A 24,052-nucleotide genomic window follows, 5' to 3' on the forward strand; every position below is an offset into this window, starting at 1 on the left:
ATATTGATTGAAATTTTTTGGCTTCTTGTTAATGAAATTGGATAATATTTTTATATTTTTATATTTTTATATTTTTATATGGCGTACTCACTACTAAGATGGTAACTTAGGTTATGTTAATATTGAATATGATAACTATTCTATACCCAATGGATTTCCTTTTCAGTTACATATGATAATTCAGAGATCGATTCTCATAAAATCATGGATTGATCACGGATATAACATCATAATGGAACGTTCTTTAGCTGAAGATAAGCTAATGATGTTATTACTTTATGTCAATGGAATTGTTAGTCATGATGAATATAATATCTTTAATGAGTTATATGATGTTATTGTCGAGAAATGTCCTCAATCTGACGGAGTGATATTTTTTAATTATACATCTCAAGATTCTATCGATAATCATGAGATTGCTGTAAAGTCAGGAATGATACCTAAATTTTTTCAAAATCCTGCTATGCAATTAAGGTGGTTCAATAGTCTTTATGAGTATTATGATGTTTATTTTGATGAAATAAAAAGTGACTTTAAGGTTTTCGAGCACAATAATAATGTTAATGAAAGTGATCTTATTAAAGAAGTTATAAATGATTTTTTCCTATTAATAAATTGTTTTTTGCTAATTTTAAAGAGTTGGAAAAGAATTAAAGATAATTCTTTTCCATTTTTATTGTATGTTACCTATTTCATTATATATGAAATAGGTAACATACTGATGATCCAAAATTTTTGGTTATTATGCGCAACCGACTGGGATTATATATTTGATTGTTGTGTGGTGTTAATGTTTTTTTTAAAGTTATTTATGAAAAAACAAGTAATATAGGTAATTACCTTTTCATGTAAATATTTTACGATTATTCTTTTTTTCAATTTTTTATTATTTAAAAATAAGTCTCTCGCCACATTTTCGACAAATATAATGGTTCTCTCCCCGTAAGATTTTATTATGGCGACGCAGGCTTAGTGCATGTTGCTGACAGCTACAGTAATAAGTAAAAGTTTTACTGCGCACTGAATCGATTTTAAATTTGTGTGTACGGTTGGCAGGAACGCTCAGAACTTCTTCCATCATCCAACGCCACTGTTTCCCATGTGGAGGTACTTTCCCAAAGTAGTGATAAACCAATAAGTGAGCCAGTTCATGAGGAACAACTTCATCAATAAAAGCTTGTTGGTTTTCAATCAATAGCACTGGATTAAGGCGAATTTCCCAATGCTGTATGTAAGCACTGCCAGCAGTGGTTCCTCGCTGACGGTAGTTTATTATAGGTTCAGGAAAATCACGCTTAAGATGTAAATTTGCCTGTTGCAGTTTTTGCCGCAAGGTTTGCATAACAGCTTGTTGTAAAGTAATTGGAACTCTAACTGATTTCATGTGTTGAAAATGAAGTAAGTGAGGATGAGTAAATATTTATTAGAAATTTTTAAAAGCAAGCTAACGATAATAATAACTTTATGGTTTTTTTAATCGTCAGCTCATGTTAAAAAAACCTAGTTCAGTTTATCCAAACTAGGTTCTTTGCTTTTATATATTAATAGCTGACAATTTAAGACCAGCCGCTTCGCGTAGTATCTCTGCTTTATCAGTTGCTTCCCATGGGAATTGTGGACGACCAAAATGGCCATAGGCAGCGGTATCACGATAGATCGGGTGTAACAGATCCAACATTTGAATCAGGCCATGAGGACGCAGGTCGAAGAATTCACGTACCAGTAGAGTCAAAGTTGTTGTTGGCACTTTTTCAGTACCGAAGGTTTCCACCATAATGGAAGTTGGCTCTGCAACGCCGATAGCGTAAGAAACCTGAATTTCACAACGATCAGCCAAGCCAGCAGCCACAATATTTTTTGCTACATAACGCGCAGCATAAGCGGCAGAACGGTCAACTTTGGATGGATCTTTACCAGAGAATGCCCCACCACCGTGACGAGCCATACCACCGTAAGTATCCACAATGATTTTACGGCCTGTTAGACCACAATCACCCATTGGGCCACCAATTACAAAACGGCCAGTTGGGTTGATGAAGTATTTGGTTGTTGGATTTAACCATTCAGAAGGTAGAACCGGCTTGATGATCTCTTCCATTACCGCTTCTTGCAGATCTTTTTGGTTAATGTCTTCAGAATGCTGTGTTGAAAGTACAACTGCATCAACGCCGACAATTTTGTTGTTACTGTATTGGAATGTTACCTGGCTTTTGGCATCTGGACGTAGCCACGGCAGTACACCATTTTTTCGAACTTCTGCTTGACGCTGAACCAGACGGTGTGCATAGGTGATAGGCGCGGGCATCAGTACATCAGTTTCATTGGTTGCATAACCAAACATTAGCCCTTGGTCGCCAGCACCTTGTTGTAGAGGATCTTCGCGGTCAACACCTTGATTAATATCTGGTGATTGTTTGCCAATAGCACTTAATACTGCACATGAGTTTGCATCAAAACCCATTTCAGAATTGACATAACCAATCTCTCGAACTGTTTGCCGCGTAATTTCTTCAATATCAACCCAAGCACTGGTAGTGATTTCACCACCAACCATAACCATGCCGGTTTTAACATAGGTTTCGCATGCGACACGAGCTTTTGGATCTTGTTCCAGAATAGCATCAAGAACAGCATCAGAAATTTGGTCTGCGATTTTATCAGGATGCCCTTCAGAAACAGATTCAGAAGTGAAAAGGTATGTGGTCATTATATTACGTTACCTTAAAATATAATTTCAGTTTGGGAATGATGGATGGATTAACATCTAGATGGCTATTTTAGGATAATTACTATCCGTGTTCCAGATTTTTTTAGTTATACCCGTTATCTTTCAAGTTGCCTCTTCGTTGGCTGCACTCACTCACCCCGGTTACATCGTTATCTATACTCCCGGGGATTCGCTCTCTTGCCGTCGCGATCCATCTTGAAATCCATAGGGTATATAAGTGGTCATTTTCATCTGGTAACAAATAATTTCTTTGTTTATATGTCAGTTTTGTTCAATTTCATTTTGCAATTTTGTGTAATTGCGAGTATAAACAGCGGCCGTAGTTGAGTTATTTGTGCTACAGACTTGCAGAAAGCTAAATAGCTTCTGTTTCTCAATCGAGAAAATGGCTCTTTAAATATGAGTCATGTGTGGGGGTGAATGGGGTAATGATCCATTATCTGCTGATTGCTAATGGCCAACAGCCACACTTGTCGGATTTGTCCGCATCTTTTTCCTTTCTTTTCAATATGTCTTTAATTCGATGTTATCCGTTGTCAGCAAATAGGCCGGATATGTCGGACAGACGTATTGTCGCTCGGTAATTTTGTCATTGTTTAGTAGTAACTAAACGCTTTTTAAACCTGAGAGCATGCTGTTCCCTGATATTTCTTAACACGCAAGATATGGTGTCTTGAGTTATTTATTAATTACAGGCGAAGGCGAAACTCTAACTCCATTAAGGAGACTGCCATGAATGATAATATCGCTCGTAAAATGCAACAGACTTACAATATTGCATATTGGGGAGGGAGTTACTACTACGTCAATGATTTAGGTAATGTCAGTGTTTGTCCAAACCCTGATTTGCCAGGGGCAAGAATTGATCTTGCGGGATTAGTGAAAAGAGTTCAGGAAGAGCAGGAACATTTACGCTTGCCGGCGTTATTTTGTTTTCCTCAAATCCTACAGCATCGTTTGCGTTCAATTAACGCTGCATTCAGGCGAGCCAGAGAGTCGTACGGCTATAAAGGTGATTACTTTTTAGTTTATCCCATTAAAGTTAACCAACAACGCCGGGTTATTGAATCGCTGGCAAGTTCTGGTGAACCTTTAGGGCTTGAGGCGGGTTCTAAAGCTGAGTTAATGGCGGTGTTAGCACATGCGGGTATGACTCGTACTGTAATTGTATGTAATGGATATAAAGATCGTGAATATATTCGTTTGGCGCTGATAGGTGAAAAGTTAGGTCACAAAGTTTATTTGGTGATCGAAAAAATGTCTGAAATTGCTCAGGTGCTGGAGGAGGCTGAACGGCTGAATGTGATCCCCCGCTTGGGAGTTCGTGCACGTTTGGCATCGCAAGGCTCGGGTAAGTGGCAAGCCAGTGGTGGTGAAAAATCGAAATTTGGGCTGGCGGCAACTCAGGTACTGCAATTGGTTGAGACTCTGCGTGAAGTGGGCCGGCTTGATAGTTTGCAATTACTGCATTTCCATCTTGGTTCACAATTGTCGAATATTCGTGATATCGCAACGGGTGTTCGTGAATCAGCCCGTTTTTATGTCGAGTTACATAAACTCGGTGTCAATATTCAGTGCTTTGACGTTGGCGGTGGATTAGGTGTCGATTATGAAGGAACTCGTTCTCAATCTGACTGTTCTGTAAACTACGGGTTGAATGAATATGCTAACAATGTGATTTGGGGCATTGGTGATGCCTGTGATGAACATGGTTTACCACATCCGACCGTTATCACCGAATCTGGTCGTGCTCTGACTGCTCACCATACTGTGTTGGTATCCAATGTTATCGGTGTTGAACGTAATGAATTTACGCAGACAACGCCACCGGCAGAAGATGCTTCCCGCCCGCTTGCTAGTCTGTGGGAAACATGGCAGGAGATGCACTCGGAAGGGAACAGACGTTCTTTACGTGAATGGCTGCATGACAGTCAGCTCGATCTGCATGATGTTCATACTCAATATGCTCATGGCATGTTGGATCTGACTGAACGGGCATGGGCGGAAGAATTGTATCTGAATATTTGTCGTCGTATTCAGCAGGATCTTGATCCAAGCAACCGTGCTCACCGGCCAATTATTGATGAATTGCAAGAACGCATGGCAGACAAATTCTATGTGAATTTCTCTCTGTTTCAGTCTATGCCTGATGCATGGGGAATCGATCAGTTGTTCCCTGTTTTGCCGATTGAAGGGCTGGATAAGCCGTTGGATCGTCGTGCTGTCTTGTTAGATATCACCTGTGATTCCGATGGTATTATTGATCATTATGTGGATGGTGATGGTGTAGCAACGACAATGCCAATGCCTGCTTATGATCCTGATTACCCGCCAATGATTGGTTTCTTTATGGTGGGGGCATATCAGGAAATTCTTGGCAATATGCATAACTTGTTTGGTGATACTGCGGCTATTGATGTTTATGTATTTGATAATGGCGAAGTGACTTATAACCAGAGTGAAGAGGGGGATTCGGTTGCGGATATGCTGCAATATGTGAAACTGGACCCTAATGTGCTGATGGCCCGTTTCCGTGATCAAGTAAAAGGCACGGATTTGGATACCGGTTTGCAAGAGCAATTTTTACTGGAATTTGAAAGTGGTCTTTATGGCTACACATATCTGGAAGATGAATAGTCTTCTGGTGTTAATTAAGCCTCCTGTATACAGATGACGTTATTTATAAAACCAGATTCGGGGATGCATAGAAATGGGATTATCTCAGGCATACCCCGTTTCGTAATAGCATTAGGTATTCTGGAATTAAATAGCATTATCCTGTCAGGAAACTTCTGAGGATATATCTCATGACAATAAGTACCTTGGGCAACCAACAAGATAACTCTCTAGTTTCTAACGCCTTCGGTTTCCTGCGCTTTCCGCTGAATTTCCAGCCGTATTCTAGTGATGCAGAGTGGGTAATTACCGGAGTGCCATTTGATATGGCAACATCGGGTCGTTCAGGTAGCCGCCATGGGCCTGCGGCTATTCGCCAGGTTTCTACTAACCTGGCGTGGGAAAGTAGTCGTTGGCCGTGGGATTTTAAATTACGCAATCACCTAAACGTTGTGGATTGTGGTGATTTGGTCTTCGATTTTGGTGATGCTCAGAATATGAGTGACAAGTTACAAGACCATGCGGAAAGAGTACTAGCTTCCGGTAAGCGTATGCTTTCTTTTGGTGGTGATCATTTCATTACTTTACCGCTTTTACGCGCTCATGCTAAATATTTTGGCAAAATGGCTCTTGTTCATTTTGATGCTCATTCTGATACCTATCCAAACGGCAGCAAATTTGACCATGGTACTATGTTCTACCATGCTCCAAATGAAGGATTGATCGACCCACATCATTCAGTACAGATTGGTATCCGTACTGAACATGGTCAGGACGATGGTTTCACTGTGTTGGATGCTGCTCAGGTTAATGACCGTAGTGTGGATGATGTGCTCGCTCAGATAAAAGAGACTGTTGGTGATATGCCGGTTTATCTGACTTTCGATATCGATTGTATTGATCCTGCTTTTGCACCAGGTACGGGTACGCCTGTAATTGGTGGACTGACAACCGATCGGGTATTGAAATTGCTGCGTGGTTTGCAACCACTGAATATTGTCGGTATGGATGTAGTAGAAGTGGCTCCAGCTTATGATCAGTCTGAGATTACTGCTTTGGCAGGTGCGACTGTTGCGCTGGAGATGCTTTACTTGCAGGCAGCTAAGAAGATAATCTGAATTCTTATGCACTAATATATAGCATCAGGGGATAGTCGCTAAGCTCGTAACGAGTTGTGAATCTATCCCCTAGTTCAGTATTATTTGAATTGATGTAACCTTCATATACATGTATATGTTTATACCCGTTATCTTGAAATCTATTGGGTATATACACTTTCTTGGATACTCTCCATTATTTTTCACATATGAGCATTGATTAACCGAATGCCATACTGAGGATTCTGTCGCATTAACAGAGATCTCTCGATCGAAAGTATTTTGATTCATTTTTATGCAGCTGGTCGATAAAAAAAGACTGCGGGTGAAATGGGATATCCCGGTTCTTGCGGGTATTGTCCTTTACGCAACATATTGAGTTCAATCTCAGCTAACATGGTCTTACCTCGCCTGATTATCCAAACAGCGCTTAATGCGACAGAACCTTCCTAGCCTAAGCCGATGGTTCGACGAAATTAACATCCGACCACACTGAGATGACAGCAACGGCACTGGCTCGCCCTCCGGCTCCGTCAGCCTTCATCAGAATCGGTACAACAGACAGTTGTGTTGATGCGGTATAGCTATTGTCCCCCCGCTTAATGTATCTTGCGTTCTCTCCTTCGCCTCTGTGCCCAGTACCGAGATATATGGGTTTGTTGGCAGAATTGGTGAACGCGAAGGCGATATCTTCTATTGAGGAAGCTAATACATTCGGTTTCCCCGGCACAAGTGGCCCATCGATTCGGTAGAGTAGGCGTGAATGTAGGAATACATCGTCATCACCGGAACATGTGCTGCTTATCCCTATCTGTCTGGCCGACGCCAGTGGGTCTCCTGCCTGTTTACCGATTCTTTTCACCGTTCCCCAATCCACCGATGAGGGTGTCAGGACAACCGCACAGGTGGATGGCTTTTTGACCGGTGAGAGAATAACCGTGGTCCACAGTGGTTTCAGCATGCCGTTAGAACCCAATATGGCCGCAGGAGTCCAGCCGATCGCGCCAAATGACAGAGGGCTGCCTCCTGCCTTCACATTGAAATTGCCGTCACTGTCCGGGTAAATTGCCCCTGTCACGGTGCGGACACTGACATCAACCAGGCCGTTGGCATCGGGAACGCAGGGAATGTTAACGCCGACATTCCTCCCTGCCAGACTGGCTGAGCGATACGTACTGGATGAACCGTGTGTCTGGCAAGAGAGTGAAGATTGCCCGACATCAATCATAAAGTCGCCGGACCGTCCCACTCGGACGTGACTCGGTGACGACGAAGAGATTAATGGATTCGTTCCAGACTCCACCGTGTAGGCCATAAACTGCGTTCCAGCCGGGACGCGACAGGTTGTCGACCAGTCAAGGGGGCCACTGGTGGTATAACCCACTATCTCATCACGTGAGTAATCACGTTTATCTTTGTTGCTTGGCACCGTGGCATAACCCGTAACATGACGAACCATCTGTACCAGTTCAATCTCGCAGTCCTGATAACGCTCTGCCGCTTGAAGGGGCAAAGCAGTCAATAAAAAGAGCAGTGATATCCCCAAGCCTATAAGGATTGGAACGGGGTTCTCTACATGACAGCCCCACAAACGTTCAGTGTTTAACATTCTTCTTCTCTCCAAATGACTCATCTGTTCAAATCGCTGACTTTAACTGCCGGGATAACCTCATTTTTGGTGGTGCCTACATGAGGGTAACGCTTATAGACACACGGCATCTGCCTGTACCAGTTGCCCGGGGGTATCGGGCGGTACCTGATAACGAGTAGTGCATTGTTGCGTTGCCCCGTTTCCCCATTTGACTTTCACGTGACCGGCGGGAGGCATACCGCTCAAATAAACTCGGCCGTTATCGCCCACAATGCCGCTGCCGGCCTGAGTGGCATTCTCTTCCAGCGTCGCGGTGGCACCGAAAGGCACCGGTTTACCATGATGTATCAACGTCAACAGTAACTGGCTGCCTGAGCGAACCTGATAATTGGCCAGCGTGACGGCTCCCCTAGTCGGATAAACATTCTTGCTGGTCTGGTCAATATCGACCCCTTCCGGCAGGGTGGACGGGTCCAGATTGATAGTGTTTTTGTGGTAGACCGATCCGCCCGGCAGTACGGCGTAGCCACGCCAGTCGGTCTGCACGTTTCCGTCACCGACCGTCACCCCTTTCGCTCCGGGTGCACGGACCAACACCGCTTCATCACCCAGTGAACGTGATAGCGTCATGCCGTAAGGGTGGATTAGGAGGGCACCGGAAGCCCCGTAAGTGAAATGATGGCTATTGGTATTGTCGTTGTAGCCCAGATTAACGTTGCTCTGACTGCCCTGATAACTCAGAGACAAAGCCCGACTGTTTTGCTGGCCGCGATTCCCCCAACCTTGCTGGAGGTTATAATTCAGGCGGTTATCCCATAACATGCCACTAATTCCGGTCTGTTGAGCTGTGCGCCCCTGCGAGTCGCGCGAGACCGTATAGCGGGTATAAACGCCCCGTAGCGCAGACGATGATCCAAAGAGACTGAGTGGGACCTGCATATTGAATGACACTTGACGATTCTCCGACCAGTTGCCTGCCCCTTCCATGCGATAAATGTTATAACTCAGGTTATAGCTGATCCCCATCAGCATTGCGTTATAACCCAGATTCAGATTGTTGTCAGTACGACCATTCCAATAATCGTTACGCGTCCCGGAGGCGTAAAGACTGCCCCAACATCCTAGCGTTTGACGCAGGTTCACCTGCCAGGTACTTTGACGTCGGTCAAGTGCCCACGGGACCTGATATTCATTCAGGCTGTACCCCATGCTGTTAACATCACTGAAACTGTAATAATGCTGAGTGGAATAGCGGTAGGTGGCCAGATCAATGCCGGTGCCGGTACTGATCAAGTTCTTAGAGTATTTCACCCGATAAGATTGGCCTTGTTGCCGGTTATTTTCCTGCCCCTTGGCCTCTTGCAATTGGGCACGGGCAAACGTCACATCCGCAGACAGTGCGCCGAATGCCCCCAGTGACACGCCCGAGCCTAATACACCCGACTGATAGTTGTCTGCGACCAGTCCCCCACCGTACAAGGTGATATTATGTGGCAAACCATAGACCAGAGTGCCCAGAGCAAATACCGGGGAACGGCTGCCATCGGTGAGGCTGCCGCCGTGATATTGACCGGCCGTTAACTCATATTTAATGCCACCGGGACGTTGCATCATCGGGACAGATGATGCAGCAAGGGTAGAGACACGAGTACTGCCATCTTCTTCTTTGACTGTGACCGTCAGATCGCCAGAATCTCCGGTGGTGTACAGGTCGGTGAAACGAAACGGCCCCGGCGCCACCGTGGTTTGATACACGGTATAACCATTCTGAGATACGGTCACCTGTGCATTGGAGCTTGCCACCCCGGTTATCTCCGGGGCAAAACCGCGCTGACTGTCAGGTAACATGGCCTCCTCCGAAGCCAGTTTCATGCCACGCAACGGGATGCTGTCAAAAATATCCCCACCGGTATACGTTTCACCCGCCGTGAATTCACTGCGCAGTGACTGCACATCACGTTGCAGATAGGTATTACTCACCTGCCATTGGGTTTGTGTCGAGGGGGAAAAACCGGAGGGCCCCTCGTTGCGCTGGCGATTGTAACTGTAAGTTTGTGTGCTGCGTAGACGCCACGGCCCCAGATTCAACCCATTGCGAAAAGAGGCAAATAGGTTACGGGAGTGTGATCCGCCGCCAGTCGCCTGACCGTCATAACGCCCTTCCGAACCATTGACGGTGTAATTCATCGAAAAGGCCGGTATCCCGTTATCCCACAGTGACGGATCGACCATCCCAGAATGGTGAGGCTGCATAGCCGCTTGAGGGACACTCAGATCCAAACGCAAACGGGCGAAATCCAGTGTTGCGTGGGCGTGCGGGATCTGTTTCGTCAGATCTGTGATGAGGCTGTCGTCCGCTTTACCCTGAAAAGCCGGTAACCCGTGAATATTGACCCCATATTCTTTGAGCTGTGCAATCGTTAATGCCGGTTGCAGATGGTCATTCACCAATCTAAATTCAATCTCGCGGTTATCTACCTTATTCTGGTTCATGTAGACATCCACCAGATAGCGTCCCGGTGCGACATAACCCGCGTTTTCATACACCGAGAGATCGATATGTTCCTGTTCCCCCGTCGCCCCCATAAGAAAAGCGGGATTAAAGTATTCCCGCGCAGAGGTCGGCAAGGTTGTCGCCGTCAGTGAGCATAGCAGACATACATATACAGGACGGAGCCGGAAACGGCACGACTGACCGGTCGCACGTTGGCTGCCAGCCAGCCACGCAAACGAAAATAAAATGTTTATTGTCATAGCTCATTTCTGCTTCTAACTTAAGCCTATGCTGTTAATCTTGAGGTCACTTTGTTGGTCACTACTCACAGATGAGAACGGGTCATAACGGAACATGGTGATCCTGACTGTCGCCGGGAAAACGCCAGACCAGTGGCCCCTGTACTCCGGCGGTAAACGAATGGGTTTGAAACGAATAGGTTTGTATGCCTTTCGGGGGCACTATTGCCTGACGGGTGCGGTCATCTGCCTGTTGGCTGCCGACTTTTAGGACAGAAAAGGTCAGAAAATAGGGTGTAGGGTTTTCTACCCGTAACTGCGCCCCCTGAAGGGAAAATTTCACCTGTTTAGCCACCGTGGCGTTATCCCTAGCAGGAACCCCTTGAGGGCGATAAAACAGCCGGATATTCATTTGTAAGGCGACCTGCACTTGTGAATCTTTGCCGTTCTGGCGCTCTGGTTCTCCCATGTCCGGTACGGCAACTCCCGGGATAGCTCGTAAAGAAACTACAAAGGCCGATTCCCTATCCGGCGGTAATTGCCCGCCAAGCTGGCGAATACGGAACGAAAATTTCTCGCCAGCCTCAACCCGTTTTAACGGCGGCAGAACGATAAAAGGGGGAACCTGCTCGGCTTGGGTGTCAAAGCGACCGGTATCAGGGTCCATTGGACTGACAAATCCTTGTACCAGATAGTTCTGCGTCGTGTGATTGGTCATGCTGAGCGTCACGCCGCTCGGGCTATCTTTAGCCACATAAGACAACTGCATCGGGGAGAACGATAGCCCTTGATTATCAACCGCATGCGCTTTGAATATATCCCCTAGCAGCAAGGCGAAACCAAGGGAATAAAGCATTACCCCCCAGTGTGTCCCCCTATGCCGGTTACTGACTCTCTTCACTTTCCACCTCTAAATAAAACAAGGGCGAATTTAACGCGCCACGTTGGCGGTAAACAGATTTGAAGCCCCGCCGTAATCGTTAATCATCGACCAGCTCACCGATTTTTTACCCACCAGCCCGGCATAGGTCACACAATCCTGTGGCGCTATCATGGAGGGATAGCGGTTCAGATCGAGCGTCTGTCCGTCCAGCATCAGACTGTCTAGCGACAGGAAATACGGAGTGGGATTGCACGCTTTGATGCCATCGGGTTGCGACTGAAAGCGGAGCTGTCCATACGCTTCTTCCGGCAACATTGGCAGGCCATACGGTCGCCAGAAAAACTTAATCCGCATTCCTATGCTCATCGACGCCTGTTCCTGAACAGGCTCATCCGTCACCTGCTGAGTTGCGGGGATAGTGTTCATCTGTACATACCCGAGCGATTCCCGATCCACCGGAAAGGAGGGCTGATTAAAGGTTGGCAAAATACGCAGGCTGTTTTGACTGTTAGCTTCCAACCTGAACAGCGGTGGTGTCACCACAAACGCCGGTGTAGTTTTCTCCTGATCTTCTGTTATCCTTACCTGCACCAGCCACGCCTGAGGTGTGGTATTGATCACCGTCAGCGTTTGTGCCCGCTCCCCTTGGATAAAAATCACCCGGGTTTTATTTAGGCTGATACCGGCGGCTAGACAGGATTCTGTACCGGTCATCCCTAACCCTAGCCAGAATACAAATGGTACCAGCCGGTACCACGCAGGGCGTACCCGACCTATTTCCACAATGCCTCCTGAAACCTGTTACCTGAGTCATACTCAGTGATAGTCAAATTGAAATTGAATGTGTGCGGTCAGTTCACCGGGAGTCGGCACAGCCGTGCCGGATTCATGTCGCATATCCATCAGGAAGGTAATTTGACTGTCTTTAGCGGCGTTACCCAGTGGTGCTAAATTCACATAATCGCCATTTTTCAGGTAGCTCCCCAACCCACCGCCCGGTAATTGATAGCGCAGACCAAATCCCACATTGCCCGCCACCGTGGACGCTTTATCCCGAAATAACGTCGGATGGCTTTCTGACGTGGCACCGCCTATTTTAATCGCCGGAGTACGGCCTGCTCTGGCTGATCCCGCACAGCCTGACAATGCCAACGTAATAGGTTTACTGCCCGCCGCCGCAATATGTTGCGTGCTGTACCGCACTTCGGTGAGTGGTACGGATGAAAACTCGACATGGGATGTCTGCATGTAAAGCTCACAGGTTGGCTGTTCCAGCGTCAGCGCCAATGTCAGTTCTGCCGTGTTTGAACTCGCCACCCCGGGCAGGGAGGCGGCACAGAGCAGGCCAGCTAATGTTGTCCATCTGATAAGGGTCCACGGTTTACGCATTACGGTATCTCCCCCTGATAGGTGGACTCTCCGCCGAAGTCATTAATCACCGTCCAGCTCACTTTGGCTGGATAACTCTCTCCTTTAAATAGTAAAGAGAGATCAGAGAACGGAGAGACCATGTTCGCTTTCTGCTGCGTCATCACCTCCTGTTTACTCACTTTTAGGGAGGTTAAGGTGATGTAATAGGGTGATGGATTGGTGACTGTGATTCCCGCGGCTGTCGGTTTGAAGCGCAGTGAACCAAATCCTTGTTCCGGCGAAACCGACAACCCTGACGGGCGATACATCAGCTTAATCGTGTTGGCTATAGCAAACTGTATTCCGCCGGAGACATTCCGCCGGGAGTGATTATCGGATTCAGAGCTTAACGGAATGGCTTTTGCCGTAAACCAGAACAGGGATTCCCGGTCGGCAGGCAGCGACGGACCCGTTTTGATGATGCGCACCTGATTCTGGCTGTCGGGTTCCATACGAAACAGGGGCGGCGTCACCAGAAATGGCGCGGTTTTATCTCCCTCAGAAGCAGAACTGACTGTCGCCTGTATTAAATAGACCGACTCTTTACTGGTATTGCTCACTGAGGCGGTTATCGCGCGGCTATCCGCTGGATAGATAATGCGGGTAGTGTTGATCCCCACCCCTTCCGCCTGCGCGGAAGTGACCGGGCAACCTAACAGACCGGTCACTATCATTGCTGTCATCAATCTTTTCACTGACTCACCTGAAAATGTTTGGTTGGGTATTGCGTAAGTAAGAATTGGACCTCCCTGTCCAATTCCACGGAACGCCTAACGGAGTTGCATTAGTCATACTCGACTTTCACTGTCAGGTTCGCTTTGGAGTTTGTTGCTTTTACCGCCGCTGGACCAATCTTAGCCAGCCCTACCTTAAGCGTGATGTCATTATTACCGGCTACTCCGGGACTGTATTGGGGATCTTTTAGGTTAATTGCAGTGCCTCGTGGCACGGGCTTATCATTTATCGTCAGGCCAACCGCATGGTCGGTAATTGCAGCATTACCCGCGTTGTTAACAAGCTGAAAGTAAGCGCCGCCTGGTCCTGCTGCGGTGCCAGAAACTGTCAATTTAGCGCTTTTCGCGGAATTCCACAGAGGGCATTTCTCCGTTTTAATCGTGACGAATTTTTGAGTGTTAGCTAAGATTGTGCCATCTGCTTTCCCGGTAAAATCGGATACCAAAGCGGTGAGACTAACAGGCTCTATTGCGGCAAACTTACAAGTCTCTGCGGTCACTGAAGAGCTCACCGTCAGGGTACCGGCACTCACTTCCTCCGCTATAGCCTGCGACATCCCCCCCAGACACAGTGCCGCTATCACACAGGTCTTCAAAATTTGTTTTTTCATTTCATCGATTCCTTTTGTTTATTCGATACATTTTGCGTGAAACAACATCACGACAAGTTAAACAATCAGATCGCAAACGCGGTACGTTTTACTTGTCATTTGAGTTATTTTGTTTGCTGATTAACTTCTGAATTTTGATTAAACCGTCGATAACATATCTATTTCTGAGCGGTAAAGATTGAAAGGCAGTTTGTTCCCTTTTTGAGACAATCAATTATTAGCTTCCGATATACTCAACATTAATACCTGAACGTTATGGTGTCGTGAGTATTTGTTCCTTATTAAATTACTATCTGAATTTTAATAATTTCTTCAAAAGGGGGAGGGGTTCTGTCGTATTAACAGAGAGTTCTCGATCGAAAGTGTTTTGATTGATTTTTATGCAGCTTTGCCTGGGCAGTCATAATAAATCCCTCATATTTGGCTAGGTTAGCTAAGTGTAATAAAAAAAATGCCGGGATAACCGGCAATTTTTTTGTTATATGGAATTTAGATGCTGCAATACTGAACAGGGCTTTGGTGAAATACTTTTTATACCCTTTATCCTTCAAGTTGCTGCTTTGTTGGCTGCGTTCACTTGCCGCTGTGCTGCAATTTGAAATCTATTGGGTATATATTAGAGAATGATATTTTTGGCGTTATTGTAACACTACTTCTCATTTCTTTTCTTTTTTCCACGCATTAGGTTCAGTGTTTCCACTGTCATTGAGAAGAACATTGCAAAATAGATGTAACCTTTAGGTATGTGTACCTGTACGCTTTCCAGAATAAGGGTAAAACCCACAAGTATCAGGAATGACAGTGCGAGCATTTTTACTGAAGGGTGACGGTCAACGAACTCTCCGATAGGACGAGCCGCGAGCATCATAACTCCGACAGCGGTTACAACGGCTGCCATCATAATAAACAGATGATCGGACAGACCAACAGCGGTAATGACAGAGTCTAGGCTGAAAATAATATCCAACAGCATAATCTGAGTGATAGCACCAAAGAAAGAGTGAACAGGGCGTTTTAAGTCTCCTTCATCTCCGCCTTCAATGGCTTCATGAATTTCTTTACTGGCTTTCCATATCAGGAATAGTCCGCCAAAGAATAGGATCAGATCACGAGCAGAAATATCATGTTCAAAAATGGTCAATATTGGGTAGGTTAGCTGGATAACCCAAGCAATAGATGCCAATAGCGCCAGGCGCATCAACATTGCTCCCATTAGCCCAATTTTGCGTGCTTTATTTTGTTGATGGATAGGGAGTTTTGCGACAACAAGTGATAAAAAGATGATGTTATCAATCCCTAAAACGATTTCTAGAATTGTCAGGGTGGCCAGTGCCATCCAAGCATGGGGATCGGCGATCCATTCTAACATTGTGTATTAAAACCTTAAGGTAAAAACTTAATTATACGCGTGATTGAATGCAAGGTAAGTACGTCAATGAAAAAACTGATCGAATATTGATGTTAAATCAAGAAATGACGAGCCAGTAAAGGAGCCGTAAAATTTTTCCTCAGATAAAACCCTCGGGGCAGAGTCATAATGGGTTGGCCGTGTATGCCGATTGCTTCGGTTAATGCTTTACTATTGGCTGCTTTAGGGCGTAACTGTAAGACTTCACCATGACGGGCTGTCACACTTTCTACTTTGCCAAGTACGATAAAATCCATCAATTCTTCCCAGTCACGACGCAGTAACTCTTCTTCTTCTTTATTGGGACTCCATAACAGAGGTGAACCAACCCGGCGTTTAGCCAAAGGAATGTCCCGTTCACCTTCAACAGGTATCCACAGCACACGCGATAACTTGCGTCTGACATGACAACTTTGCCAGGTAATACCACTGTTCCCAGTTAATGGTGCAACGCAAACAAATGTTGTTTCCAAAGGATAGCCTTTTCTGTCTACAGGGATAGTTTTAAGTTCAACACCGATATGTTCAAAATCCTGCTCAGGTTTACTGCCAGCGCTGGCACCAAGATAGTATTCCAGCAACATTCCTACCCAGCCTTTATCTCGTTTCAGATTGGGGGGGATAGGTAAATCGGCTTTTGTCGCGAGTTCTCCCATTGATAAACCAGCCAAAAGTTGGGCGCATTCAAATAACTGTTGTTCGTTGTCCGGTGGAAGGGGCGGGGTAAAACGTGTGTGCATTTAGGTATATCCGTTTTTAGGTCAAAAAATAGCCTTGCTGTTTGTGAGTAATAAATTTGGATTTTACACAGTCACTAACAGAGTGATAATATCATGATATATAAACATTTTTTATTGCTATTTGGATTATTGTAAGATTGACTGACACTATTGTTCACCGATTGCCGGCAATAATGAACAGGATTTTACACCATGTTATCCACAGTTTTATGGGATAAGTAGACAAAAATGAGATCACTGGTTTGATTTACAGCCTTGACTAACATATTTCTCTACAAAAACCTTGTTTTTTGTTTAACTAAAAAGCATAACCTGTGGATAATGTTATTTTTGGTTGTTTTTTGTTCTTGTTGACTAATGTTACCGGTTATAGCAATGGCTGACGCCAGAAATAACGGGGTAAATAACGGCTATTTCAATGAAAAATAAATACAATTTCATTCTTTGTTTATAGGTTGATAATTCATAATATAAAGCTATACCTGAATTACCCCTGCCTTTTTCACATAGATATCCACAGAAAAAGTGAATAAAAGCAGACGTGTATACCTGTGTATGTTCATAACTGTGGCCTTTTCTGTGAATTACCCTTCATATGGGTTAAACCAGGCAGATTTGAAATCAAACCAGCCAAAGGTGTTCATTTTTACTCCTCGCATACTTCTCTGTCCTTGTAGTTCAAGCCAGTGGTGGAACAGCGGATAAAGCCAGTGTTTATCGACTATTTTTTTGCACCATTCTTCAAGCGATAATTCCTGTCGTCGCCATTGTGAGATTTCTTCATCTAAGTTATCCCCAAGACATTTTTTCAATAATGGCATCTCATACAATGTGGCAAACAGTGAAAATTCCAGTGGGTTATAAAAATTGGCGGTGGCAAGCCAGAGGTCACTTTCGGCGTTACCATTGAACCATGTGTCATAATCCACGATGTTGATTTTCAGTTCGACTCTGCATTTTGTCAGGATGGTTTGCAGGATTTGACTGATTGTGTGGTATTCGTGGTGTTGATGATACAGAGTTACGGTCAGATGGGTAATATCTTCTGGTTTATCTAACTCTGCTACTAGCTTACTGTGATGCCAACGTAGTAATAAGCCATATGCGGGTGACCAATGTCGCTGGTAGAAAGGGTCACAATGAGCCAACAGATTTATTGGTGTTAATAGGCTGCATAGCCACTGGCGAACATCTTCTCTTTTACATTTATCAGAACGTTGGTCATGCAGTAGGAAATAACAGCCTTCTTCTATCCTGCTTTCTAACGAATTATTACCTGTACTATCGCTTTCCAAGTGTAGGGTTGTACAGACTAGTTTTTCCGCTAACTCTGGCAGAACCCATATATTCACCTCATCAATCAGCGCTCGAAAGCCAAAGTAATTATCAAAGGCTCGGATTTGCAGTTTCTGAGAGCTATTTTTGACTACTTGGTAAGGACCCGTTCCTACTGGCATACGAGCAAAGTTCGGGAGTTGATGCCATTCTTGCGGCAAAATCATGGCATGTGGACTACCAATTAATAAAGGGAGCCAGTGATCGGGTTCTGAAAGAAAAATATCAATTACGTGTGGTGTCGGTGTTGTTACTTTTTCAATGTGGGAGAAAAGAGGCTGGTTACTTAACCTTTGTATCGAAGCAATGACATCTGCCATCTGTAATTCTCTTCCATGATGAAAATGGATGGCTGGTCGCAGATAAAATCTCCAATGATTTGGCGATATCTGTTGCCAGTGATGAGCCAAATCAGCTTCTGGTTCCCCATTTTCCTCATTTATGCGTGTCAGGCTATTAAATATCTGCCTGACTAGATGAATTTCAGAACGGCGTAAAGGTGAGCCGGGTAGAAGGTTAAGGAACGGGCGATAATAGAGTATCCGTAGAAGGTTTTTTCCTTGCCGGAAACGGCGTTCAATCTGGGATAACACCATCTGACGAACGGCATCTTTATCATCAACGAGCTGAACTAGCTTTTCAATATTCTGTTGTTCAAGCAATTCTTCAGCTCGTTGTTGCTGGAGTTCTCGACCGTCACGCAAGAAATTCAATTGAGAACGTTTTCCTCGACCGGATTCTGCTTGCCATTGTAACCAGCCGGCTTTCTGCATATTGTTGAGCAGTGAGCGGATATGACGCTTTGAACAATGCAAGATATTTGCCAGTTCCTGTAATGTTGTTTCAGCCTCTTTTCCTTGATGATGTTGCCATAGTCTGATGAATTGTTGTTGTAAACGTGGGCTGGGCATAAAAGAGGAACTCCGTAGTATTATTGATCAATTTTTGTTTCCTTATATTGAGCAGATAATTAACAGTATTGAAAGTAGCTCAATAGGCCAGAACGATATCTGGCTTCTCCCCCAATTTTCTTGAGTAATGGTGATTTGCCAGCCAGTAAGCAAGCTTACTGGCTTTTTTTCTTATTGTACATTGTGTGTGTTGTTATTCTGTTGTTGTGGTTAACATGCACATAATAGAAGTCAGTATGGGGAAATTTAGAGATTTTATTCTGTGTTGTTTCTATTTTATGCATCGATTCAAAATTGAGTAGCAATCTGATGTTGGTTGAATTTTGTCTAGGTGCTGTTGTTGCTCTTGTGTATCAATTTCTGCAATGCTTTAAGCTAACGCTAAGGCATTTCTTCTATCTGGATGATAAAAAAATCCCGCAGCAGAAAACTACGGGATTGATCGATGAATAAATAAAGAAAAGATTAACGCAAGAAAGCTGGCTGCTCCTGTTCGTAGGCTATTATGTCATCCAGATGTTGTAATGTCAGACCGATGCTATCCAAGCCATTCATCATGCAGTGACGCCGGAAGTTGTCGATTTCAAAGTCATAACTTTTATTACCAGCATGCACTTTCTGTTGTCCCAAATCGACGGTAAAACGACAAACTTGGTTTTGCTGAACCAGTTCGAATAGTTCATCTACATCTTTATCGTCTAATTTCACTGGCAGTAACTGGTTGTTGAAGGAGTTACCGTAGAAAATATCTGCAAAGCTTGGAGCAATAACAACTTTAAAACCATAATCCGTCAATGCCCAGGGTGCGTGTTCACGGGAGGAGCCGCAACCAAAGTTTTCACGGGCTAAAAGGATACTGGCACCTTGATAACAGGGCAGATTTAATACGAATTCAGGATTCGGTTTCTCTCCTGCATCATCAAGGAAACGCCAGTCGTGAAACAGATGGCGACCAAATCCGGTACGGGTAACTTTCTGCAAAAATTGTTTGGGAATAATGGCATCGGTATCAACGTTTGCGGCATCTAAAGGAGCAACTAAGCCAGTATGCTGAATAAATTTTTCCATAATTTTCTCCTTTATGACTTCTGTACAGAATTACGTACATCAATAAAATGGCCGTTAATCGCTGCCGCAGCTGCCATTGCTGGGCTAACCAGGTGTGTACGTCCCCCACGCCCCTGACGTCCTTCAAAGTTGCGGTTACTGGTTGAAGCACAGCGTTCACCCGGTTGCAGGCGGTCATTATTCATTGCCAAACACATTGAACATCCGGGTAAACGCCATTCAAAACCGGCATCCATGAAGATTTTATCCAAACCTTCCTCTTCCGCTTGTGCTTGAACTGGGCCTGATCCTGGAACAACGATCGCCTGAACTCCTAGGGCAACTTTATGGCCTTGCGCGATAGCTGCGGCAGCCCGTAAATCTTCAATACGGGAATTGGTGCAGGAACCAATAAAGACTTTATTAATTTTCACATCCGTCAGCTTAATACCGGGTTTCAAATCCATATAAGCCAGTGCTTTTTCAGCAGATGCGCGTTCAACAGGATCAATGAAAGATTCTGGTGCAGGAATTGCCTGATCAATAGCGATTACTTGTCCTGGGTTTGTTCCCCATGTGACCTGTGGGGAGATCTCTTCTGCATTAATAGTTACAGTTGTGTCATATTGTGCGTTAGGATCGGATTTCAGCGTCTTCCAGTAAGCAACAGCTTGTTCCCACAGCGCTCCTTTTGGTGAGAACTGGCGGCCTTTCATATAAGTAAAAGTAGTTTCATCTGGCGCAACTAAACCCGCTTTAGCACCCATTTCAATTGCCATATTACATAAGGTCATCCGGCCTTCCATACTAAGTGCTTCAATCGCTTTACCACAGAATTCAACAACATAACCTGTACCACCTGCACTGCCTGTTTTGCCGATGATTGCCAAAACGATATCTTTGGCGGTAATAGCATCACCGACATTACCAACAACTTCTATTTTCATGGTCTTAGCACGAGCTTGTTTCAGGGTTTGAGTTGCCAGTACATGCTCAACTTCAGAAGTGCCAATACCGAATGCTAATGAGCCGAATGCGCCATGGGTTGCGGTATGTGAGTCACCACACACGATAGTCATTCCGGGCAGGGTCATACCTTGTTCCGGTCCGATCACATGAACAATTCCTTGGTAGGGGTGGTTTAAGTCATATAATGTGATACCGAATTCGGCGCAGTTTTTCATCAACTCTTGCATCTGAATACGTGCCATATCACCACAGGCGTTTATATCTTTTGTTTGTGTGGAGACGTTATGATCCATTGTGGCGAACGTTTTACTGGGTTGATGAACTGGGCGACCTTTGGTGCGTAAACCATCAAAAGCTTGCGGGGAGGTTACTTCGTGAACCAGATGACGATCAATATAGAGTAACGGGATTTCATTTGGTACTTCCCGGACGATATGAGCATCATATAATTTCTGATATAAAGTCTTAGTCATATTAAACCCCCTCGGCGACATAACGGGCAATGACGTTACCCATTTCATCAGTACTGATTGCTTTACCATTTCCGGCTAAATCTACTGTGCGATAACCTTGTTCTAGTGCATGGTTCACCGCTTGTTCAATTGCATTAGCAGCATCATGCTGACTTAAGCTGTAACGCAACAGTAACGCAACAGATAAAATCTGGGCTATTGGGTTAGCAATACCTTTCCCGGCAATATCCGGCGCAGAACCACCAGCGGGTTCATACAGACCAAAGCTTTTTTCGTTCAGGCTGGCAGAAGGCAACATGCCCATTGAACCGGTGATCATAGCGCACTCATCAGATAAGATGTCACCGAAGATATTGGAGCACAGCATGACATCAAACTGGGACGGATCTTTGATTAATTGCATGGTGGCATTATCAATATACATGTGACCAATTTCTACATCGGGGTACTCTTTAGCAATTTCAGTGACCACTTCCCGCCATAACACGGAACTCTGCAACACGTTTGCTTTGTCAATAGATGTGACTTTGTTACGGCGTTTGCGGGCTGATTCAAAAGCGATGCGGGCGATACGCTCAATCTCAAAGCGGTGATAAATCTCAGTATCAAATGCACGCTCAAATTTACCTTGGCCTTCACGCCCCTTTGGCTGACCAAAGTAAATACCGCCTGTTAATTCACGGACACATAAAATATCAAAGCCTTTGGCAGTGATGTCGCTGCGTAAAGGGCAAAATATTTCTAATCCAGCATATAAGCGAGCAGGGCGCAAATTGCTGAACAGTTTGAAATGCTTGCGTAATGGCAACAGAGCACCACGTTCAGGTTGTTTTGCTGGTGGTAAATGTTCCCATTTAGGCCCCCCCACAGATCCGAACAATATGGCATCAGCCTGTTCACAGCCTGCTATGGTTTCTACTGGCAGCGGACAGCCGTGACGATCGATAGCAACTCCACCTACATCATATTCGCTGGTGGTGATGCGGATATTGAAACGCTTGCGGACTGCGTCCAGTACCTTATGGGCCTGCGTCATAACTTCTGGGCCAATACCATCACCGGGTAAAACTGCAATATGATAATTGTTCGACATGTTCACACCATTTCCTTTGTATTTTGCTGTATGCGTTGTTTCTCTTTCTTAACTTGCTCTGTGCGCCAGATACAATTCAGCGCATGAATCATTGCTTTGGCAGAGGATTCAATAATATCTGTTTCCAATCCCATGCCGTGGAAGCGACGCCCAAAGCATTCGACAACGATATTTACCTGACCCAGCGCATTTTTCCCTTGCCCTTTACCTGATAACTGATAAGCAACAAGTTCAACTGGGTATTCAGTTATTCGACTAATTGCCTGATAAACAGCATCTATCGGGCCATTACCTGTGGCAGCTTCTGATCTTATCTCTTTGCCACACACTAAACGTACCGCTGCTGTTGCCATTACACTTGAACCGGATTGGATATTAAAATTATCCAAATGGAAAAATTCTGGCTCTTGTTGTTGCAAGTTGATGAACGCTAAAGCTTCCAGGTCATAGTCAAATACTTGGCCTTTTTTATCCGCCAGCCGTAAAAAGGCTTCGTATAAATTATCCATATCGTAATCTTTGTCTTGATATCCCATCTCTTCCATTCGATGTTTTACTGCTGCACGACCAGATCGGGAAGTCAGATTTAATTGAATGTCTTTCAGACCGATGGACTCTGGCGTCATGATTTCGTAAGTTTCACGATTTTTCAGTACTCCATCCTGATGGATACCGGATGAGTGGGAAAATGCATTACTACCGACAACCGCTTTGTTAGCAGGGATCGGCGTGTTACATAACTGGCTGACCAACTGACTGGTACGGTAAATTTCCTGATGATTGATATTAGTATAGACACCTAACATCTGCTGACGCACTTTAATTGCCATGATGACTTCTTCCAGCGAACAATTGCCAGCTCGTTCACCAAGACCATTCATCGTTCCTTCTACCTGACGGGCACCAGATTGTACCGCTGTGATTGAGTTGGCAACAGACATACCCAAATCATCGTGGCAATGGACGGATAATATCGCCTTATCAATATTAGGAACTCGTTCGATCAAATTGGTGATGATGCCACCAAATTGATAGGGTGTGGTGTAACCGACGGTATCTGGAATATTGATGGTGGTTGCACCTGCTTTGATCGCGTTTTCAACGATCCGACACAGATTATCAATAGGTGTGCGTCCGGCATCTTCACAGGAGAATTCGACATCGTCGGTGTAACGACGCGCCCGTTTGATTGATTGAGCTGCCATTTCCATGACATCTTCGAATGTTTTTTTCAGTTTGGATTCAATATGTAAGTTAGAGGTAGCCAGGAAAACATGGATACGAAAGGCTTCCGCAACTTTTAATGCTTCAGCGGCAACATCAATATCTTTTTCTACACAACGGGCTAAGGCACAAACACGGCTGTTTTTTATCTGCTGAGCGATTGTCTGTACAGATTCAAAGTCACCAGGCGAGGAAACTGGAAAACCAACTTCCATGATATCAACTCCCATTCTTTCCAAAGCCAGTGCAATTTGGAGTTTTTCGTTCACACACAAACTGGCCTGTAATGCTTGTTCTCCGTCCCGTAAAGTGGTGTCGAAGATAATAACTTGCTGGTTCATATTGTGCTCCTCTCGTGGTTGTTTTTTGCGCCCAGCAGGTAAAAAAAACCCGCGCATGGCGCGGGTTGTTAATGTCTGGTTTGGACCAACTCTGTTTTGAATCAACTC

Annotated in this window: 20 protein-coding genes; 4 read left to right on the forward strand and 16 right to left on the reverse strand. The window is 44.9% G+C overall.

Annotated features, from left to right (window positions below; translation table 11 throughout):
• Nucleotides 1–121 precede the first annotated feature (121 nt).
• Nucleotides 122–832 carry a deoxynucleoside kinase gene (locus EAE89_RS11390; protein ID WP_339423206.1) on the forward strand — a complete coding sequence of 237 codons (711 nt, stop codon included), beginning with the start codon at nucleotides 122–124 and terminating at the stop codon, nucleotides 830–832.
• A gap of 54 nt (nucleotides 833–886) precedes the next feature.
• On the opposite strand, the gene EAE89_RS11395 is transcribed toward EAE89_RS11390, so the two are convergent.
• Nucleotides 887–1,384: a SprT family zinc-dependent metalloprotease gene (locus EAE89_RS11395; RefSeq protein WP_054480149.1), complete on the reverse strand. Its 498-nt coding sequence runs from the start codon at nucleotides 1,382–1,384 to the stop codon at nucleotides 887–889.
• 150 nt (nucleotides 1,385–1,534) lie between these two features.
• On the reverse strand, nucleotides 1,535–2,707 hold the full coding sequence (gene metK, locus EAE89_RS11400; protein WP_054480150.1) for a methionine adenosyltransferase: 1,173 nt from the start codon (nucleotides 2,705–2,707) through the stop codon (nucleotides 1,535–1,537).
• 88 nt (nucleotides 2,708–2,795) lie between these two features.
• Between metK and EAE89_RS24005 the strand changes: the two genes are divergently transcribed.
• The 3 genes from EAE89_RS24005 to speB all read left to right on the forward strand — a co-directional run bounded on the left by EAE89_RS24005 (nucleotide 2,796) and on the right by speB (nucleotide 6,462).
• Nucleotides 2,796–2,927, forward strand: coding sequence for a hypothetical protein (locus EAE89_RS24005; protein ID WP_262499906.1), 132 nt, complete (start codon nucleotides 2,796–2,798; stop codon nucleotides 2,925–2,927).
• Nucleotides 2,928–3,460: 533 nt separating this feature from the next.
• Nucleotides 3,461–5,365 carry a biosynthetic arginine decarboxylase gene (speA, locus tag EAE89_RS11405; protein WP_054480151.1) on the forward strand — a complete coding sequence of 635 codons (1,905 nt, stop codon included), beginning with the start codon at nucleotides 3,461–3,463 and terminating at the stop codon, nucleotides 5,363–5,365.
• 170 nt (nucleotides 5,366–5,535) lie between these two features.
• Nucleotides 5,536–6,462 (forward strand): agmatinase, encoded by a 927-nt coding sequence (gene speB, locus EAE89_RS11410; RefSeq protein ID WP_054480152.1) that lies wholly within the window; start codon nucleotides 5,536–5,538, stop codon nucleotides 6,460–6,462.
• A 433-nt stretch (nucleotides 6,463–6,895) separates the two neighbouring features.
• Here speB and EAE89_RS11415 read toward each other — a convergent pair whose 3' ends face one another.
• From EAE89_RS11415 to leuA, 14 genes are all read right to left on the reverse strand, one after another.
• The gene (locus EAE89_RS11415; RefSeq protein WP_214085867.1) at nucleotides 6,896–8,050 is read right to left on the reverse strand and encodes a hypothetical protein; all 1,155 of its coding nucleotides are present in this window, start codon (nucleotides 8,048–8,050) and stop codon (nucleotides 6,896–6,898) included.
• A 93-nt stretch (nucleotides 8,051–8,143) separates the two neighbouring features.
• The gene (locus tag EAE89_RS11420) at nucleotides 8,144–10,786 is read right to left on the reverse strand and encodes a fimbria/pilus outer membrane usher protein (RefSeq protein WP_214085868.1); all 2,643 of its coding nucleotides are present in this window, start codon (nucleotides 10,784–10,786) and stop codon (nucleotides 8,144–8,146) included.
• Nucleotides 10,787–10,868: 82 nt separating this feature from the next.
• Nucleotides 10,869–11,666 (reverse strand): fimbria/pilus periplasmic chaperone, encoded by a 798-nt coding sequence (locus tag EAE89_RS11425; protein WP_072161902.1) that lies wholly within the window; start codon nucleotides 11,664–11,666, stop codon nucleotides 10,869–10,871.
• Nucleotides 11,667–11,696: 30 nt separating this feature from the next.
• Nucleotides 11,697–12,431 (reverse strand): fimbrial biogenesis chaperone, encoded by a 735-nt coding sequence (locus EAE89_RS11430; RefSeq protein WP_214085869.1) that lies wholly within the window; start codon nucleotides 12,429–12,431, stop codon nucleotides 11,697–11,699.
• Between the two features lie 33 nt (nucleotides 12,432–12,464).
• Nucleotides 12,465–13,037 carry a fimbrial protein gene (locus tag EAE89_RS11435; RefSeq protein WP_214085870.1) on the reverse strand — a complete coding sequence of 191 codons (573 nt, stop codon included), beginning with the start codon at nucleotides 13,035–13,037 and terminating at the stop codon, nucleotides 12,465–12,467.
• Nucleotides 13,037–13,753, reverse strand: a complete 717-nt coding sequence (locus EAE89_RS11440) for a fimbrial biogenesis chaperone (RefSeq protein ID WP_214085871.1) — start codon at nucleotides 13,751–13,753, stop codon at nucleotides 13,037–13,039. The genes EAE89_RS11435 and EAE89_RS11440 overlap by 1 nt, the downstream gene beginning before the upstream one ends.
• An 89-nt stretch (nucleotides 13,754–13,842) precedes the next feature.
• Nucleotides 13,843–14,403 carry a fimbrial protein gene (locus EAE89_RS11445; protein WP_214085872.1) on the reverse strand — a complete coding sequence of 187 codons (561 nt, stop codon included), beginning with the start codon at nucleotides 14,401–14,403 and terminating at the stop codon, nucleotides 13,843–13,845.
• A 649-nt stretch (nucleotides 14,404–15,052) separates the two neighbouring features.
• Nucleotides 15,053–15,772 (reverse strand): TerC family protein, encoded by a 720-nt coding sequence (locus EAE89_RS11450; protein ID WP_054480160.1) that lies wholly within the window; start codon nucleotides 15,770–15,772, stop codon nucleotides 15,053–15,055.
• 92 nt (nucleotides 15,773–15,864) lie between these two features.
• Nucleotides 15,865–16,551: a DNA mismatch repair endonuclease MutH gene (mutH, locus tag EAE89_RS11455; RefSeq protein WP_214085873.1), complete on the reverse strand. Its 687-nt coding sequence runs from the start codon at nucleotides 16,549–16,551 to the stop codon at nucleotides 15,865–15,867.
• A gap of 584 nt (nucleotides 16,552–17,135) precedes the next feature.
• On the reverse strand, nucleotides 17,136–18,797 hold the full coding sequence (gene sgrR, locus EAE89_RS11460) for an HTH-type transcriptional regulator SgrR (RefSeq protein ID WP_054480162.1): 1,662 nt from the start codon (nucleotides 18,795–18,797) through the stop codon (nucleotides 17,136–17,138).
• 465 nt (nucleotides 18,798–19,262) lie between these two features.
• Complete coding sequence (gene leuD / locus EAE89_RS11465) at nucleotides 19,263–19,868, reverse strand: 3-isopropylmalate dehydratase small subunit (protein ID WP_161804235.1); 606 nt, start codon at nucleotides 19,866–19,868, stop codon at nucleotides 19,263–19,265.
• A gap of 8 nt (nucleotides 19,869–19,876) precedes the next feature.
• Complete coding sequence (leuC, locus tag EAE89_RS11470) at nucleotides 19,877–21,286, reverse strand: 3-isopropylmalate dehydratase large subunit (protein WP_054480164.1); 1,410 nt, start codon at nucleotides 21,284–21,286, stop codon at nucleotides 19,877–19,879.
• Nucleotide 21,287: 1 nt separating this feature from the next.
• Nucleotides 21,288–22,379 carry a 3-isopropylmalate dehydrogenase gene (gene leuB / locus EAE89_RS11475; RefSeq protein WP_054480165.1) on the reverse strand — a complete coding sequence of 364 codons (1,092 nt, stop codon included), beginning with the start codon at nucleotides 22,377–22,379 and terminating at the stop codon, nucleotides 21,288–21,290.
• Between the two features lie 2 nt (nucleotides 22,380–22,381).
• Complete coding sequence (gene leuA / locus EAE89_RS11480) at nucleotides 22,382–23,944, reverse strand: 2-isopropylmalate synthase (RefSeq protein ID WP_054480166.1); 1,563 nt, start codon at nucleotides 23,942–23,944, stop codon at nucleotides 22,382–22,384.
• Between the last annotated feature and the right edge of the window lie 108 nt (nucleotides 23,945–24,052).

Origin of the sequence: Photorhabdus heterorhabditis, from assembly GCF_018448905.1 — a bacterium.
Taxonomy (GTDB): domain Bacteria; phylum Pseudomonadota; class Gammaproteobacteria; order Enterobacterales; family Enterobacteriaceae; genus Photorhabdus; species Photorhabdus heterorhabditis.